Raw genomic sequence first — 15,798 nt, 5'->3', positions numbered from 1 at the left:
CGACGCCTTCCTGAGGCATTTTTTCGAGAGCGATTTTCCCTACGCGCCCGCCATACGCCGACTTCTGAGGATGATTCAGATAAAGGTAATTTATGCGGCGCTGAACCCGCATTGGACCGGTTGCGTCGCGATTTTTTGCCATTTCCGGCGCGGCGTATTTTCACCGCCTCCTTCCACAGCCTCATTCCAGCGTCGGGGCCACCCGCCTGCCTTCTCGCGACGTAGCCGCCAAGCGGCGCACAGCCACCGAAAGCACATCTCGAAACTACGGCACCTGCTTGGCTCAAGCCCCACAGAATCAAGCGTCATGAATCTGTCATGCGCACACGCATTCAACTGGTCACATTCCATTCAGTGAAATAGAATGGCACGCAATTGAAATGGAACTGAAAAGCACCACCCGAATGGCAGTCAGCAAAAAGGGCACACAAAAATCACCCGTGTGTCTCGAAGAGCAGTTGGGTTTCGCGTTGTACTCGGCATCGCTTGCCATGACCAAAGCGCACAAGCCGATGCTCGATCGACTCGGGCTTACGTACTCGCAATATCTCGCGATGGTCGTGCTCTGGGAACAGGACGATATCGCCGTCAATCAACTCGGTGCACGTCTCGGGCTCGATTCCGGAACACTCACGCCGTTGCTGAAAAGACTGGAATCCATGGGGCTTTTGACGCGTCGGCGCGGTCATATCGACGAACGTCAGGTGTTTATCGACCTGACGCCGCGTGGCGTGAATCTGCGTCGTGAAGCGCGTCAGGTGCCGGCGCAAATTCAAGCCGCCACCGGTCAATCCGACACGGCGCAAAAGACCTTGCGCAATCTGCTGCTGCAACTGCGCGACGCCCTCGGCGAGGCGTGAAAAAACAAAACGCGTGCCTTTCCAAAGAAAGGCACGCGTCATTGAGTTGTACGCAATCTAATCGACAATCGGTGAAAGGATCAGTGCGCCGGCATCAGCATCTCGAAGCCTGCAATCTTCTCTACGTTGTAGCCGGCGTCACGCCAGGCATCCAGTCCGCCGAGCAGCGGACGCACTTCCGCAAAGCCCTGTTGCCGCAATTGCTGTGCGAGCCGTGCCGCCGTGACTTCGTTCGGACAGGCGCAAAACACCACAATCCGCCGGTCGCGCGGAATATCTCTGAGTTTGCTGGCGATATCGTCCGGCTCGATGGCGATCGCACCCGGAATCGTGAACGGGTCAATGGCGCGGCGTGCCGCTGAGCGCACATCGATCACGACTGGCGTGATCTCGTCCTTCATCCATGTTTCCAGCGTTTGCACGCCGATACGTGCCATGCGCAGCGAGCGCAGCAGGCGGTAACGATTGAGCCAGCGGTTGAGCAGGTAGAGCGCGAAGACGATCACCACTAGCCAGAGCACGCCCCGGCCGAGGGTGTCGAAGGCGTCGAGCACCGACACGATGTGCGACGAGAAACCCACACCGAGTGCTACGGCCACGCCCGACCAGAGCATCGCGCCCAGCGCGTCGTATAGCAGGAACTTGCGCCACGACACGCCCAGCGCCCCGGCCATCGGCACCGACAAGGCCGAGAGGCCCGGCACGAACCGCGCGAACAGCAGCACGCGCACGCCGTAGCGGCCCATCGAGCCCTCGGTGCGGCTCACGCACGTGTCGGGCGAGATCGACAGACGGCACATCAGCCGCAGAATGTGATGGCCGTAGCGGCGCCCGGCCAAAAACCAGATGACATCACCGAGCAGCGCGGCGGCAGCGGCCAGCGCGATGATGCCGAGGGGCGGGAACAGCGCCGTCGACGCGGTGACGATGAGCGTGGGATACGCCGGCAACGGCAGGCCCAGCGCCTGTCCGAAGATATTCAGAAGGACGAGCCAGAGGCCATAGCGGGCAATCAGATCGAACAGCATGCCGGTACCTGAGCGAATTTGCGCAATAACGCATGGTAGTCCCCTGCCATGACGGCCAGAAGCCCGTATCTCGAAAAGTATTGTTGCTCTTTTGGAACGATCGCGGGCAAAGTCGCCCAGAATGCCGCCTTCCGTACCGCCCTCAGTGCCCCATCGACGCCTTCGCGCCCCGCTTGGGCTTGGTCATCCACACCAGCGCCGCCATGGCGAGGAACACGTAGCCGGACAGGTGAAAGATGTCGTTCGTCGCCAGCATGAACGACTGCCGGGTGACCAGATCGTTGAGCACGCCGATCTCCGCCCCATTGGTGAGGCCCAGCCCCTGCCGCAACTGGTCGAGATAACTCGTGGTGGCGTCGGAATATGGCGTCACGCTCTCGGCCAGCCGTGCGTGGTGGTAGATCGCCCTGTCCTCCCACATCGTCGTGCTCACGGCGGTGCCGATGGCGCCCGAGAGCGTGCGGAAGAAATTCGACAAACCCGATGCTGCTGCCAGCCGGTCGTCGGTGATGCTCGAGAGTGTGATCGTCGTCACCGGCACGAAGAAGCATGCGATGCCGATGCCCTGCACCAGCCGCGGTTCGATGACTTTCGCGAACGACAGATTGAGCGCGAAGTGCGAGTTCCAGAACGACACCCCCGCGAACACGAAGAAGGCGAACGACGCGACGGCACGCAAGTTCAGCTTGTCCATGTTCTGCCCGATGATCGGCGACAGAATCAGCGCCAATAAGCCCACTGGCGCGGTCGCCAGCCCGGCCTTGCCCGCCGTGTAATCCATCACCGTTTGCAGCCATAGCGGGAAGATTACGACAGAGGCGAAAAACGTCATGAAGCCGAACGAAATCACCACCACGCCGAGCGCGAAATTGCGGTCTTTGAACAGCGTGAGATCGACGATGGGTTTGTCGGACGTCAGCTCCCAGAGAATCAGCGCCGAAAGACAAACCGCCGCCGTGATCGCAAGCGTGACGATCAGGCCGTTGTTGAACCAGTCGCGATCCTTGCCCAGGTCGAGCATCATTTGCAGCGACCCCACGCCGATGGCGAGCAGCGCCAGACCGACCAGATCGATGGGGATGGTTTGCGTTTTGGTTTCGTGTCCGCGCAGCAGCAGATAGCACGCAACCGCTGAGAAAATGCCGACCGGCACGTTGATATAGAAGATCCACGGCCAGGTGTAGTTGTCGGTGATCCACCCGCCGACCACGGGGCCGAAGATTGGCGCGACGATCACTGTCATGGCCCATAGGCCGAGCGCGAGACCGCGTTTCTTCTCGGGAAAACTGCGCAGCAGGATGGTTTGCGAGAGCGGCACCATCGGCCCCGAGACCAGCCCTTGCAGCAGCCGGAAGAACACCAGCGATTCCATATTCGGCGCGAGGCCGCACAGCATCGAGGCAATCGTGAACAGCGTGACCGAGGTCACGAACAAGCGGACTTCGCCAACGCGCCGGGCCAGCCATCCGGTCAGCGGCACGGCAATGGCGGCGGCCACCGCGTACGAGCTGATGACCCACGTGCCCTGACTGTTCGAAACGCCCACGCTGCCCGCGATGGTCGGCACGGCCACGTTCGCAATCGATGTGTCGAGCACTTCCATGAACGTGCCGAGGGCGAGCCCGACCGTGAGAATGGCCAGCCGGCCGCCTGTGAGGGGCGCCCCTTGCGGTGCGGCGGCTGGGCTGGCGGTGGCGGCGTCAGACATGCAAATCCTCTCCCTGATTTGGCGGCCGGCGATCTCAAGTCGCCTGACCATTCCGAATATTGGATGGTGCCGCAGATTGCCGGGGGATGTGCGACGCAAGTTTGGAAACGATGCTCTAATCCCGCCCCTTACGCTTCTTTATGCCCCTCGGACCCTTGCGATCTGCGTGGAACACGCGTCCGGCAAGGGTTTGCCCGTGAACGCGGGCATGCTGCGTTGCGGCCATGCGGTAAAACGCCGTCAGTTGGCGATCACGAGACGTTTTTGCCACTTGACGCCAGACATTGCACAGGCTTGAATCGGCGTTGACGCCCGATGCGGAAGTTTTCGCGTCGCTGCCCCTGGGCGTTGTCGGCCGGCTCAGAAAACCAAATGACCCGCTCCGTGCGCTCTCTGCGAACGATGCCGGGCAACGGTAAAACCACAGGAAAAGCCCCATGCAACCAGGCAGCGTCATTCCCCTTCAGTACGGCGAGTTTCTCGTCCTGCTTTCGTTTCTGATTTCCGCGCTCGGTGCCTATGTGGCACTCGTCGCCGCGTCGCGTATCCGCAATGAAGATGGTGGCATCAGCGTCGGTTATCTCGCCGTCGCGGCGCTTGCGTTGGGCGGCGTCGGCATCTGGGGCATGCACTTCATCGGCATGGCGGCGCAGCGCATGCCGTTCCCGGTGTCGTTTGCCTTGTGGCCGACCGTCGGCAGTCTGGTGCTCGCCGTGGTGGTGTCGGGAGCGGCGCTTTGGTATGTCGCTCAAGCGCCCTACCGCAATGCCATGCACTGCGTAATCGCCGGTGTGGCGGGCGGGCTCGGCATTGCAGGCATGCACTATCTCGGGATGAATGCGGTGCGCACGCAAGCCGTCTTCCAGTGGGACACGACGATCATTGCGCTGTCGGTACTCATCGCGATGGTGGCGGCAAGCGTGGCGCTGTGGCTGGCCTTCCATCTGCAAACGAGCTTGCAACGCGCGCTCGCGGCCATTGTCATGGCGATTGCGGTGTGCGGCATGCACTACACGGGCATGCTCGCCGGCACGATGATTTGCACGTCGGAAACGCGCGCACAGATCAGCCCGCGCTTGCAGGGCGACCTGCTGCCGTATGGTGTTTTCGCGATTGCGTGCGTGGTGCTGTTAGGCATGGGCGTGTTGCTCTATCGCACCGGGCGCCGCCGTCGTGAGCGTATCGCCGCACGGCTGGACGCCGTGATGCAACAGCGCACCGGACACGTCTGAGCGCACCATACAAAGCAAAACGCCGGCCCGTCTTTCGATGGGCCGGCGTTTTTTTGCGCGTGCTTGCGAGTGATTGCGCGCTCGCACGCGGCGGGTCAATGCAGGATGGGACTACTGGCACCCACGGGCATGACGTCACCCGTCGGGATCAGATCGGCAATGAAGAAAGGTTCGGTGTTGAGTTCACGTGATGCCCCGGGTTGGCCGGCGTACCAGCGCACCATCGCCATGTCGCCCAGCACACGGGTCACGATGCCTTTGGCGCCCTGCGGCACTGCGATGTGATTGGATGTGACGATCGTTCCCACTTTCACTTGAGTCTCCTGCGAATAACGAAAAACGACGCGCCAGCGGGTGTTTTCATGCGGGCGAATCGTCATCCGACTATACCGTATTGCGCAGACGACATCCCCGATTTCTCCGGCGCCGTGGTGAAAAAACCGTCCGCCTGTCCGCCATGATGTTCGGCCAGCACGCGGTAATGCGGCCCGCGTGGCGTGCGCACGGAATGCACCAGCACATAGCCGTCGCAATGCCATATGAGCGGGCGCGGATACGGATCTGACGGCGCACGTCGTGCGTGCCGCAGCAGCGTCACGTGGGGCCGGAAAGACTGCGTGATCACGCGCGCGCCGGTGGCGCGCCATTGCGAGAGCAACATGTCGCGGGTGGCGATCAGACTCTCGGGCGCTGCGGGCGAACCGGCCCAGACGATCTTGCGATCGGACCAATAGCCCAGATGATCGAAGGTGAGCGAGAACGGCGCGAGCGGTGCGCGCTGCATCAGTGCAAGGAGCACCGGCAGCCGGGCAGGATCGACCTCGTCGAGAAAGGCGAGTGTCAGGTGGAGGGTCTGTGCACGGAGCACGCGCCCGCCGCACTCCGCATGGGCGGCGGACGCCCATTCGTGAAGCTGCGCCCGCACGCCCGGCCCAGGCCATAGGGCAAGGAAAAGTCGCATGAGAACACCAGTCGTTGTGTCCTTCTGATGATTCTCATAGTAGACGGGCGGTGGCGCGAATTCCAGCCAGCGCCGTCATCGTTACCCCTCAGTTGGTCGACACCCCGGTGTTGATGCCGTTGCGACGGCCGCGGCGCGGCGTATCGGCGGGCTTTTCTTCGGTTTTGGCTTGTACCGGCGGGTGCATGATGCTGTTCCAGTTGCTCTGGATGGCGGCATCGGTGGTGTCGCGCGAGACGGCGCGCGAAATGTCGGCGCTCGGATTGAATGCGGGGGCGTTGGCGGCGTTGGCCGGATTCACTGCACCGGCAGGCGCCGGCGTGTTCTGGGCGTGGGCCGATGGCGTAAGCACCAGCACGGCGGCAATGGCGGCGGGCAGCGTCAGCCAAAGCGCCGTACGCACGGAGAAGTACCCGGCGAACGGGAAGCGGGCAAACGTGGGGTGGGCCATGAAATTCTCTCGGGAAGACAACGACGCTGGCGCGGCACGCTGATCAGCAGGCGCGCGCCATGTCGGTGTCATGGGGTTCAGTCGTTTCAGTAAGCGCCGGGGGGCGGTTTCCAGCCCGGGGGCGGCGGAGGCGGCGGCGCATAGCGCTGCGCAGGTTGCATCTGCTGCGAAGATACCATGTCGCCCCGCACAGGCACGCGGTTGCCATAGGCATACATGCACTGAATGTAGGCCTGATCATAGCGGCTTTGCGTCATGTACACAGACGACTGCGCGTTACCTACGCCGACGGCGCTGCCCGCGAGCAGACCGGCACCGGCGCCGATGGCCGCACCCGAGCCGCCACCGAAGGCTGCACCCGCTGCCGCACCGATAGCGGTACCGATCACGGCACTGCCGATGGCGCTGGTGTTGGCGGCGGAGGCGGTATCCATGCCGCCGTTCTGACCGTTAGCGAACTGACGGCAGTTGAAGTCGTCCTGCCGGAACTGGTCGAACGATTTATTGGTGCCCGGCAGGGCCATGATGCTTGGGCCGGACGGTACGACCGCGCAGCCCGCAAGCGTTGCCGCAGCGACGACGATGGCCAGTGGCGCGGCCAGACGGCGAACGTTGCTGCGGGACTGGCTGGCGCGGGATTGGCTGGAAAAAAGCGATTCGAACGGCATGCGGTGCCTCCCGATCAGTTAGCCGGCTGTGCCGGCACTTCGCGCCAGCCTGCCGGACAGGTTTTTACGTACGGGTAGTAGGCACCGGCCTTGTCGCAGTAATACCAGGTGTCGCTGCCAGCGCCGGGTTGGCCGGGTTGTGCGGCAGCTTGCGGTTGTTCGACATATTGCTGCGGCTGGCTCGGCACGACAACGACGGGCGGCGAGTAATACGGGGCTGAGTAGTACGGATACGGGTAGGCGTACGGATAGTAGCCGGGGCCGACCCAGACGCGCACACCGCCGCGCCAGGCAAATGCGCTGCTGCTGGCGAGCGCGGCGGCCACGGCGACGAAACCGAGGACAACAGGTAGACGTTTCACGGCACAGACCTCAAAGAACTGACTCCCGGCGCGGTGGATTCCGCCTCGCGTACGCGCGTCGCACTTCGCTTGGATGTGACGAGACAACGCCCTGGAGTTGACGCTTCGGAGTCTAGGCCCGTCCCCTCGGCGTAGCAATTACGGTGCCTGTTAGAAGTGTTTCAAAGCATTACGTTTTTTACGAAGATCCGCATGAACACACGATCTAGCGACGGGGTACGGTTGCCTTGAGATCGGCCAGATAACGGGCCACGAGACGTCGGCTTTCGGTGAGTTCATCGAGCTTGCGATCGAGCTTTTCCACCTCTTGCGAAAGGGCATCGACAATGTCGTCGCAGCGCTCGAATAACGGTTGATCGCCGCGCATGCAGGGCAATAGCACGCGAATGGTGTCGATCTTGAGACCGGCGGCGCTGAGCACACGAATGCGTTGTGCGGCTTGCGCGTCGTCCTCGTCGTAGTCGCGATAGCCCGCGCCCGTGCGTGCCGGGCGCAACAACCCCTCCTGTTCGTAGTAGCGCAACATCCGCTCGCTCACACCGGCGCGGTGTGCCAGTTCTCCGATTCGCATGGCTCTGGGATTCCTTGATGAGGTGACGCGTGCGGGGTCTGCATCAACGCTTGACCTTGACAGCGCTGTCAGAGTTTAGCCTTTGGGCAGGCGTCGATGTGTGGACGCGTGAATGAAGACATCCAGATCGGGAGATCAACATGGCAGCAACAGGCAGGCAGGAGATGCAGAGCACGACGGGCGAAGTGCGTTCACGCTCGGCGACGGGGAACACGTCCGGGCAATTCGTCACGCAGATATCGAGGGGGAATGCCGACGAGCGGTCGATTCCCGAAGCGCACCCTGCAACGGCCGCCGAGTTGACGCCGCTGGCGTTCGCCGGATACGCGCACTTCACCGCCATGCAGATTCGTGATGGCGGCGTGCGCGGACTGGATTTGCATTTGGCGCGTTTGCGGCACGCGTCGTTGCAGATGTTCGGACAAGCGCTCCCGGACGCCCACATCAGGCACGCGTTGCGGGCGGCGTTACGTGCAGGGCCTGCGGAGATGTCGCTGGTGGCGACGGTGTATTCGCCTGAGGGGGAATTCACTGTCGCGGGCGCAGAGGCCGTGCCGGGGCTGCTGGTACGCACCGGGCCGGCTTGGACTGGACTGACAGGGGGGAATGGACGAGCAGGGCCGGCCGGATCACTCAGTCTCGCGACGTTCGAGCACGAACGCGTGCTACCCGAGTTGAAGCACGTGGGCGAAGTCGCCAAGACATGGTTCTTGCGAGAGGCAGCAGCGCGAGGTTTCGACGATGCGGCGTTCAAAGACCGCGCGGGGCGGTTGAGCGAGGCCTCGATCTGGAATCTGGCGTTCTGGGATGGTGAATCGGTGGTCTGGCCGGTGGCCGCGATGTTGGGCGGCACGACCATGGGCATCTTGCGCAGGCAGCTAACGGAGCTGGGCGTGCCACAGCGCGAGCAGGAGATCACGTTGGCCGATCTGCCGACGATGCGCGGTGCCGTGGTGATGAACTCGTGGACGCCGGGTGTCGCGGTGCATCGGATCGACGACGTGTCGATACCAGTCGACTCGCACTTCTTGGCGCTGCTGACGCAGGCTTACGCGCGCGAGCCGATCGTCATGCCGTGACACGCATTGCGATGGGCAGCAGACGGCGTGGCGCCTACTTTCCGATACAAAACCGGCTGAAGATCACGCCGAGCAGATCATCAGAAGTGAATTCACCGGTGATGGTGCTCAACTGTTCTTGGGCGAGTCGCAGTTCTTCGGCGAAGAGATCCAGCGCGCCGGCATTTTGCCGTGCGTGCGCGTCCGCCATCTCGACATGCTCACGCGCGGCCCGCAGTGCCGTCAGATGCCGCTCGCGAGCGAGGAACACGCCTTCGTTACCCGCCTGCCAGCCGGCGATTTTCAGCAGCTCCGCGCGCAGCAGATCGATGCCCTGCCCGCCCTTCGCCGACAGCCGGACACCGAGGGGCGCCGTGCCCTCCTTCGGCAACACGGTCGCGGGCTCGCTCGCCAGATCCGTCTTGTTGAACACGCGCACGATCGGCACGTGCTTGGGCAACTGCGTGGCGATGACCTCGTCTTCCGCCGTCACGCCGGTGCGGGCATCGAGCAGATGCAGCACCGCGTCCGCCTTCGCGATTTCGTTCCAGCTGCGTTCGATACCGATGCGCTCGACTTCATCCTCCGTCTCGCGCAAGCCGGCCGTGTCGATGATGTGCAGCGGAATGCCATCGATCTGAATCGTCTGCTGCACCTTGTCGCGCGTGGTGCCGGCAATCGGCGTGACGATGGCCAGCTCGGCCCCGGCCAGCGCATTGAGCAGCGAGGACTTACCCACGTTCGGCTGCCCGGCGAGCACCACGTTGATGCCCTCGCGCAGCAGCGCGCCCTGACGGGCCTGCGATAACACCTGCGCCAACTGCGTGCGAATACGTTCGAGCTGCCCGAACGCATCGGCCGCTTCCAGAAAATCGATTTCTTCTTCCGGGAAATCGAGCGTCGCTTCGACCAGCATGCGCAGATGGATCACCAGATCCACCAGCGAATGAATCTCGCGCGAGAACGCGCCGTCGAGCGATCGGCTGGCCGAGCGTGCGGCCGCTTCGGTACTCGCTTCGATCAGATCGGCGACGGCTTCGGCCTGCGCCAGATCGAGCTTGTCGTTCAGAAAGGCGCGATGCGTGAATTCGCCCGGCTCCGCCAGACGAACACCGAGCGCCGCACCTTCGTCGATACAGCGCTGCAAGAGCAGTTGCAGCACGATCGGGCCGCCGTGGCCCTGCAACTCCAGCACGTCTTCGCCGGTGTACGAATTCGGGCCCGGGAAGTAGAGCGCAATCCCCCGGTCGAGTGCATCGCCGGCGCCATCGAGAAACGGCAGATACGACGCATGGCGTGGTTTCAACGGCTGCCCGACGAGTCGTGCGATGACACCCTGAACGGCGTCGCCGCGATGCTTGCCGAAGGACACACGCACCACGCCAATCCCGCCGCGCCCAGGGGCAGTGGCGATGGCGGCAATCGGGGCGGCGTTGGAGGTTGCGCTCATAGGACGGGTCATCGAAAAACAGGGCTCATTTTGACACGCACCAAACAAAACCGCCCGCGAGAGACTCGCGGGCGGCTTCGTTCGTCAGACGGCGAAATCCGGGCATGCCGGATTTCTCAAACTACTACGCCGCCTTCTTTTCCTTCTTCTGGCCAAGCATGCGGTTGATCGACCATTGCTGGGCAATCGACAGCGTGTTGTTGACCACGTAGTACAGCACCAGGCCCGACGGCAGGAAGAGGAACATGACCGAGAAAATCAGCGGCATGAACATCATCATCTTGGCCTGCATCGGATCCGGCGGCGTCGGGTTCAGCTTGGTCTGGATGAACATCGACACGGCCATCAGCACCGGCAGGATGTAATACGGATCCTGCGTCGAGAGGTCATGAATCCAGCCCAGCCACGGCGCGCCGCGCATTTCCACCGACGACAGCAGCACCCAGTACAGCGCGATGAACACCGGAATCTGAATCACGATCGGAATACAACCACCGAACGGATTGACCTTCTCGGTCTTGTACAGCTCCATCAGCGCCTGATTCATCTTCTGCGGATCGCCCTTGTAGCGTTCGCGCAGTGCCTGCATCCGCGGCGTGATTTCCTTCATGCGCGCCATCGACTTGTAGCTTGCTGCCGACAGCGGGAAGAACACCAGCTTGATGATCACGGTCACGGCGATGATCGCCCAACCCCAGTTACCGATCAGGCCATGCAGCTTCGAGAGCAGCCAGAACAGCGGCTTGGCGAGGATGGTGAAGTAGCCGTAGTCCTTCGTCAGCTCCAGGCCCGGCGCAATCTGCTCGAGCATGTGCTCTTCCTGCGGACCGGCGAACAGACGTGCGTCAACCGTTTGCGTGCCGCCTGCCGGGATGCTCGCGAGCGGCTCTTTCACGCCGACGCGATACAGGCCGTTGTCGAGCTTGCCGATGTAGTTGTCGCGCGGCACGCCTTCCTTCGGAATCCAGGCCGTGGCGAAGTAATGCTGCACCATGCCGATCCAGCCGTCGCTCGACTGTTTGGCGTACTTGGCCTTGTCCTTGTCGATGTCGCTGAACGTGATCTTCTGGAACTTGTCTTCGCTGCTGTACACGGTCGGGCCCGTGAACGTGTGCGAGAACTTCGCGCCGCTGATCTCACGACCGTCGCGCACGAGTTCCATGTAGAGCGTCGGCTTGATCGGCGCGTCGGTCTTGTTGACGATCGTGTTCGACACGTCGATCACGTAGCTGCCGCGATGGAACGTGTAGGTACGCACCAGTTGCAGGCCGCCCTTGACCGGCGATTCGAACTTCACGGTCAGCGAGTCGCCTTCCAACGTGGTCGGGCCCGGCACCATCGTGAAGATATCGTTGTGGTTCGGGTAGTCGCCGCCGATCAGCCCCGTGCGAGCGTAGTACTGATGGCTCGGGGTGTTGTCGAACAGCACGACGTGCTTGTCGGCCTCATCGGCGTCCGGCCACTTGTTCAGCGCGAGGAACGACAGCGTGCCGCCCTGCGTGCTGATGTCTGCTTCGTAGACGTCGGTGTTGATGCGTACCTTCTGCGCAGCGGCAGTGGCGGGCGCATTGCCCGGCGCGCTACCCGTCGCAGCGCCGTTAGCGGCTTGCGGCAGGTCGTTGGCGGAGGTCGCGCTCCCGCCTGTGGCGGCCGGGGTGGAGACTTCGGCGCCCGGGAAGAACAGCGACGAATGGCCATTGGCGCGTTGCCAGTTGTCGAAAAGCATCACGACAGACAGCGCGAAAATGACCCAGAGTACGGTGCGTTTGATGTCCATGCGGTAACTCGTGGTGGACGAAACTCAGGAATGGCTCGGCGCGCGGCGCGTGACTGCCGATGCGGCCGCGGGCCTGGACGAGACAGACCGTTCTGCTCGCGACGAATCACTGCCGGCAGCCTTATCGGTGCCTTCAGCGGAGGAGTCGGGAGCGGGACGGGCGTGTCGAGCCGGCGGAACGGGATCGAAACCGCCGGGGTGAAACGGATGACAGCGGCATAGACGCTTGGCCGCGAGATAAGTGCCGTAACCGGCACCGTGCTCGACGATGGCCTCGCGTGCGTAGTCGGAGCAGCTCGGATGAAAGCGGCAACGGTTCCCCAGCCAGGGACTGATCACCAGCTTGTAACCGCGCAGGAGCAACAACAGCACGCTTCGCATCTCGATTCCGCCTGTCAGTCCGGCCTTTGGGGGCCGGGTGGGCGGCGCATGCCCGGGTTCGGGCGCTACCGTGTGGGGACTAACTACCTTCCGTCTTGTCGCTCGTCGTGCGGCTCTTGCGTGCGGCTTTCTCAGCGGCATCGAAGAGCTGCGCGAACTCGGTCTGACACAGCGTGTTCAGAACCGGTGCGGCCGCCGCAGTGTACGTCCCTTTGTCGAAGCGCCGGGTCAGTCGCAGCACGAAGTCCCAGCCGGCCAGAGACACGCGGCGCTGTCGGAACATCTCGCGGGCCTGACGTTTGATCAGGTTGCGAGTGACCGCGCGCGGCGCATGTTTCTTGCCGACGACGATACCGATGCGGCCCTCATCGGGCGTAGCACCGGTATCCGGAGTGACGTCAGGCGCAGTTTCCCGCCGACGCATGTACAAGACGAAATGCGCGCTACGACGCAGAGGGCGCAAACTAAAAACGGATGAAAACTCATCCGTTTTGAGAAGTCGCGCAGCTTTGGGAAACCCCAATGCCGGGACTTCGCGCCTTGCGGATTTGACGCGCAAACCGCGGTACGACCGAACCGCGATTAAACGGCCAGGCGCTTACGGCCCTTGGCGCGACGAGCGGCGATGACCTTGCGGCCGCCACGGGTCTTCATGCGAACCAGGAAGCCATGGGTGCGCTTGCGGCGCGTCACGGAAGGCTGAAAAGTACGTTTCATGATGCACTCACTGTGTGAAAAAATTCCCGCGCAGCAGCATCGTGAAACGCCACATGGACACCGTGAAAACCTGCGTATTCAAGGACTTTCACGCACGGTCCAGCCGTCGGGAGTTGGATAAGAATCCGGTTGTCTTTCTAACGAACCCGCTATTTAATCGGCTTTTCCGTTGTGTGTCAATAGGTTAGCGTCCGCGTGGACGGCGGGCACGCGCCATAGCGGCCGGGGTTGTCGCGCTGACGCCACTTGGCGTTGATTTGTTGGCGAAAATCGCCTGTTACATCAATTTCTGCCGATCGGCCGGTTCGTCGTTAAAAGATATCCAAAGGGTCGCGGCAAATCGTCGCGATTGCCGGGGTTTTGCGCAGCCATTGTGCGAGCGCAAGCGGGTTAACGCGGCGCGCCCGCTTGCTGATGCCGGTGCTGTGGGCATTCCTGTGGATAACTCGCTTTGCCGACGCTTTGGCGGTAAAATCCCCCATCAATTTTTTTCCCAGCAGAGTACCGGTGACGCCGCCATGTGGATAGCGCGCCGGGTTTTGTCGTCTGCGCGCGCCGAAGCACGGCCGAGCGCGCGACGAGAGCCCGAGCGCAGCGCCATGGCAAGGCTTTGCCGGTCTTCTGCATTGCGCCGTCGGCCTGACTCGGGTACCGGCCAGTCGCCTCTCCGCTATGCCCCGGCACCCAATGCCGGCGCGGGTGACGACTTGGTTTTCGGTGTTCTGACCCCATATCGGATGTATCGGATAGTGCGGTCAATGACACTGCCGGACAGGTCAGACGGGCTTCGCGCCACCTGGACACACGCTGCATGAACGACTTCTGGCAACACTGCGCGACGCGTCTCGAGCAAGAGCTCACGCCCCAGCAATTCCGTACGTGGATCAAACCGCTGGCGCCGCTCGACTTCGACGAGGCTTCGCGCACGCTCAAAATTGGTGCACCCAACCGCTTCAAGCTGGATTGGGTGAAGAGCCAGTTTTCGGGCCGCATCCAGAGTATGGCGTCCGACTTCTGGAACGAGCCGGTCGAAGTGACTTTCGTGCTCGACCCGAAGGCCGGCATGCGTGTGCCGTCGTCCACCCCTGCCCCTACACCCGCTCCGGCGCCGACCGCCACGCAGGCGCCGGCCGCTCGTACGACGCCGGTTGGCGCGCAGACTGGCGCTAACAACGGCGCCAATGGTATGAACGGTGCGCATGGCGGACAGCACGGGTCACATGCGTCACATGCGTCGCATGGATCGAATGGCTCCGACGGCACGGCGCTCGATGGCGAGCGCCCCGATTTGGAAGCCAGCGAAGCCGAGGCCGTGCGTCGCAACTGGCGCGTCACGCCGCAAGAGCCGGCGCAGACCCATGAGGTCGAATCGATTTACGAGCGCTCGAAGCTCAACCCGGTGCTGACCTTCGACAACTTCGTGACGGGTAAGTCGAATCAGCTCGCCCGCGCGGCGGCGATTCAGGTCGCGAACAATCCGGGCACGTCGTACAACCCGTTGTTCCTGTACGGCGGCGTCGGTCTGGGTAAGACCCACTTGATTCACGCCATCGGCAACCAGTTGCTGGCCGAGAAGCAGAACCCGCGAATTCGCTACATCCACGCCGAGCAATACGTTTCTGACGTGGTGAAGGCCTACCAACGCAAGGCCTTCGACGAGTTCAAGCGTTATTACCATTCGCTGGATCTGTTGCTGATCGACGATATTCAGTTCTTCTCGGGCAAGAGCCGTACGCAGGAAGAATTCTTCTACGCGTTCGAGGCGCTGATTGCGAACCGTGCGCAGGTGATCATCACGAGCGACACGTATCCGAAGGAAATCACCGGCATCGACGACCGCCTGATTTCGCGCTTCGATTCGGGGCTGACCGTCGCTATCGAGCCGCCTGAGCTTGAAATGCGCGTCGCCATCCTGATCAAGAAGGCGCAGGCCGAAGGTGTGGGGTTGTCGGAAGACGTGGCGTTCTTCGTCGGTAAGCACCTGCGTTCGAACGTGCGCGAACTTGAAGGCGCGCTGCGCAAGATTCTGGCGTATTCGAAGTTCCATGGCCGCGAGATCACGATCGAGCTGACCAAAGAAGCGCTGAAAGATCTGCTGACGGTTCAGAATCGTCAGATTTCTGTCGAAAACATTCAAAAGACCGTCGCCGATTTTTACAATATCAAGGTCGCCGACATGTATTCGAAAAAGCGGCCTGCCAATATTGCACGGCCGCGACAGATCGCGATGTATCTGGCGAAGGAGCTCACGCAAAAGAGCCTGCCGGAGATTGGCGAACTGTTCGGCGGACGCGATCATACGACCGTGTTGCACGCCGTGCGCAAGATTGCCGAAGAGCGTAGCAAGGATGCGCAACTCAACCACGAGTTGCACGTGCTGGAGCAGACGCTCAAGGGCTAAAAGGAAAGGCCTGACGAAGGGTCGGCGAAAGATTGGCAAAAGGTAGGCGGCAGCATCAATGCCGGGGGGCATGGCGGGGCGCGAGCGGGGTTGCTCGTTTCCCTGTGGATAAGCTGGGAGCGGTTTGGGGGCAATTCGTGTTTTCGGGCACAATAGCGGATCGGCGCACATTG

17 protein-coding genes are annotated in these 15,798 nt (G+C 62.3%); 4 read left to right on the top strand and 13 right to left on the bottom strand.

Annotated features, from left to right (window positions below):
* The first annotated feature begins 404 nt into the window (after window positions 1-404).
* On the top strand, window positions 405-860 hold the full coding sequence (locus tag CDV44_RS22610) for a MarR family winged helix-turn-helix transcriptional regulator (protein ID WP_058379983.1): 456 nt from the start codon (window positions 405-407) through the stop codon (window positions 858-860).
* 80 nt (window positions 861-940) lie between these two features.
* On the opposite strand, the gene CDV44_RS22605 is transcribed toward CDV44_RS22610, so the two are convergent.
* Together CDV44_RS22605 and CDV44_RS22600 are read right to left on the bottom strand one after the other, a co-directional pair.
* On the bottom strand, window positions 941-1,888 hold the full coding sequence (locus CDV44_RS22605) for a DedA family protein/thiosulfate sulfurtransferase GlpE (RefSeq protein WP_087690663.1): 948 nt from the start codon (window positions 1,886-1,888) through the stop codon (window positions 941-943).
* A gap of 142 nt (window positions 1,889-2,030) precedes the next feature.
* On the bottom strand, window positions 2,031-3,596 hold the full coding sequence (locus tag CDV44_RS22600) for a DHA2 family efflux MFS transporter permease subunit (protein WP_170936076.1): 1,566 nt from the start codon (window positions 3,594-3,596) through the stop codon (window positions 2,031-2,033).
* A gap of 437 nt (window positions 3,597-4,033) precedes the next feature.
* Here CDV44_RS22600 and CDV44_RS22595 point away from each other — a divergent pair, with 437 nt between their 5' ends.
* Window positions 4,034-4,828: an MHYT domain-containing protein gene (locus CDV44_RS22595; RefSeq protein WP_087690661.1), complete on the top strand. Its 795-nt coding sequence runs from the start codon at window positions 4,034-4,036 to the stop codon at window positions 4,826-4,828.
* A gap of 95 nt (window positions 4,829-4,923) precedes the next feature.
* Here the strand turns inward: CDV44_RS22595 and CDV44_RS22590 are convergent, their stop codons facing one another.
* From CDV44_RS22590 to CDV44_RS22565, 6 genes are all read right to left on the bottom strand, one after another.
* Entirely contained in the window at window positions 4,924-5,142 is a 219-nt protein-coding gene (locus CDV44_RS22590) for a hypothetical protein (RefSeq protein WP_087690840.1), read from the bottom strand.
* A gap of 62 nt (window positions 5,143-5,204) precedes the next feature.
* Window positions 5,205-5,789, bottom strand: coding sequence for an RNA 2',3'-cyclic phosphodiesterase (gene thpR / locus CDV44_RS22585; RefSeq protein WP_087690659.1), 585 nt, complete (start codon window positions 5,787-5,789; stop codon window positions 5,205-5,207).
* An 88-nt stretch (window positions 5,790-5,877) separates the two neighbouring features.
* Window positions 5,878-6,240, bottom strand: a complete 363-nt coding sequence (locus CDV44_RS22580; protein WP_087690657.1) for a hypothetical protein — start codon at window positions 6,238-6,240, stop codon at window positions 5,878-5,880.
* 86 nt (window positions 6,241-6,326) lie between these two features.
* Window positions 6,327-6,908 (bottom strand): hypothetical protein, encoded by a 582-nt coding sequence (locus tag CDV44_RS28100; protein ID WP_249277656.1) that lies wholly within the window; start codon window positions 6,906-6,908, stop codon window positions 6,327-6,329.
* Between the two features lie 14 nt (window positions 6,909-6,922).
* Window positions 6,923-7,270 (bottom strand): hypothetical protein, encoded by a 348-nt coding sequence (locus CDV44_RS22570; RefSeq protein WP_087690655.1) that lies wholly within the window; start codon window positions 7,268-7,270, stop codon window positions 6,923-6,925.
* Between the two features lie 205 nt (window positions 7,271-7,475).
* Complete coding sequence (locus tag CDV44_RS22565) at window positions 7,476-7,841, bottom strand: MerR family transcriptional regulator (protein ID WP_087690653.1); 366 nt, start codon at window positions 7,839-7,841, stop codon at window positions 7,476-7,478.
* 140 nt (window positions 7,842-7,981) lie between these two features.
* Between CDV44_RS22565 and CDV44_RS22560 the strand changes: the two genes are divergently transcribed.
* Window positions 7,982-8,920, top strand: a complete 939-nt coding sequence (locus CDV44_RS22560) for an aminotransferase class IV family protein (RefSeq protein ID WP_249277655.1) — start codon at window positions 7,982-7,984, stop codon at window positions 8,918-8,920.
* 34 nt (window positions 8,921-8,954) lie between these two features.
* Here CDV44_RS22560 and mnmE read toward each other — a convergent pair whose 3' ends face one another.
* The 5 genes from mnmE to rpmH all read right to left on the bottom strand — a co-directional run bounded on the left by mnmE (window position 8,955) and on the right by rpmH (window position 13,224).
* The gene (gene mnmE, locus CDV44_RS22555) at window positions 8,955-10,349 is read right to left on the bottom strand and encodes a tRNA uridine-5-carboxymethylaminomethyl(34) synthesis GTPase MnmE (RefSeq protein WP_087690649.1); all 1,395 of its coding nucleotides are present in this window, start codon (window positions 10,347-10,349) and stop codon (window positions 8,955-8,957) included.
* 124 nt (window positions 10,350-10,473) lie between these two features.
* Entirely contained in the window at window positions 10,474-12,126 is a 1,653-nt protein-coding gene (yidC, locus tag CDV44_RS22550) for a membrane protein insertase YidC (RefSeq protein WP_087690646.1), read from the bottom strand.
* 24 nt (window positions 12,127-12,150) lie between these two features.
* A complete protein-coding gene (yidD, locus tag CDV44_RS22545; protein ID WP_087690644.1) occupies window positions 12,151-12,507 on the bottom strand; it encodes a membrane protein insertion efficiency factor YidD in 357 nt (118 codons plus the stop codon).
* Window positions 12,508-12,586: 79 nt separating this feature from the next.
* Window positions 12,587-13,030, bottom strand: a complete 444-nt coding sequence (gene rnpA / locus CDV44_RS22540; RefSeq protein ID WP_084656496.1) for a ribonuclease P protein component — start codon at window positions 13,028-13,030, stop codon at window positions 12,587-12,589.
* A 59-nt stretch (window positions 13,031-13,089) separates the two neighbouring features.
* On the bottom strand, window positions 13,090-13,224 hold the full coding sequence (gene rpmH / locus CDV44_RS22535; RefSeq protein ID WP_010806664.1) for a 50S ribosomal protein L34: 135 nt from the start codon (window positions 13,222-13,224) through the stop codon (window positions 13,090-13,092).
* An 811-nt stretch (window positions 13,225-14,035) separates the two neighbouring features.
* Here rpmH and dnaA point away from each other — a divergent pair.
* Window positions 14,036-15,625 (top strand): chromosomal replication initiator protein DnaA, encoded by a 1,590-nt coding sequence (gene dnaA, locus CDV44_RS22530; RefSeq protein WP_087690642.1) that lies wholly within the window; start codon window positions 14,036-14,038, stop codon window positions 15,623-15,625.
* Window positions 15,626-15,798: the final 173 nt, after the last annotated feature.

The sequence above is a fragment of the Pandoraea sp. PE-S2R-1 genome, from assembly GCF_002179865.1.
Classification (GTDB): Bacteria; Pseudomonadota; Gammaproteobacteria; order Burkholderiales; family Burkholderiaceae; genus Pandoraea.
This window is presented reverse-complemented; position numbering and strand designations above follow the sequence as displayed.

Bases quoted from the DNA above. Each gene is read 5' to 3' on its own strand.
- yidD (WP_087690644.1), bottom strand. From the start codon at position 12,507: ATGCGAAGCGTGCTGTTGTTGCTCCTGCGCGGTTACAAGCTGGTGATC.
- CDV44_RS22560 (WP_249277655.1), top strand. From the start codon at position 7,982: ATGGCAGCAACAGGCAGGCAGGAGATGCAGAGCACGACGGGCGAAGTG.
- CDV44_RS22605 (WP_087690663.1), bottom strand. From the start codon at position 1,888: ATGCTGTTCGATCTGATTGCCCGCTATGGCCTCTGGCTCGTCCTTCTG.
- CDV44_RS22595 (WP_087690661.1), top strand. From the start codon at position 4,034: ATGCAACCAGGCAGCGTCATTCCCCTTCAGTACGGCGAGTTTCTCGTC.
- CDV44_RS28100 (WP_249277656.1), bottom strand. From the start codon at position 6,908: ATGCCGTTCGAATCGCTTTTTTCCAGCCAATCCCGCGCCAGCCAGTCC.
- CDV44_RS22580 (WP_087690657.1), bottom strand. From the start codon at position 6,240: ATGGCCCACCCCACGTTTGCCCGCTTCCCGTTCGCCGGGTACTTCTCC.
- dnaA (WP_087690642.1), top strand. From the start codon at position 14,036: ATGAACGACTTCTGGCAACACTGCGCGACGCGTCTCGAGCAAGAGCTC.
- mnmE (WP_087690649.1), bottom strand. From the start codon at position 10,349: ATGAGCGCAACCTCCAACGCCGCCCCGATTGCCGCCATCGCCACTGCC.
- CDV44_RS22600 (WP_170936076.1), bottom strand. From the start codon at position 3,596: ATGTCTGACGCCGCCACCGCCAGCCCAGCCGCCGCACCGCAAGGGGCG.
- CDV44_RS22565 (WP_087690653.1), bottom strand. From the start codon at position 7,841: ATGCGAATCGGAGAACTGGCACACCGCGCCGGTGTGAGCGAGCGGATG.
- rpmH (WP_010806664.1), bottom strand. From the start codon at position 13,224: ATGAAACGTACTTTTCAGCCTTCCGTGACGCGCCGCAAGCGCACCCAT.
- CDV44_RS22610 (WP_058379983.1), top strand. From the start codon at position 405: ATGGCAGTCAGCAAAAAGGGCACACAAAAATCACCCGTGTGTCTCGAA.
- thpR (WP_087690659.1), bottom strand. From the start codon at position 5,789: ATGCGACTTTTCCTTGCCCTATGGCCTGGGCCGGGCGTGCGGGCGCAG.
- yidC (WP_087690646.1), bottom strand. From the start codon at position 12,126: ATGGACATCAAACGCACCGTACTCTGGGTCATTTTCGCGCTGTCTGTC.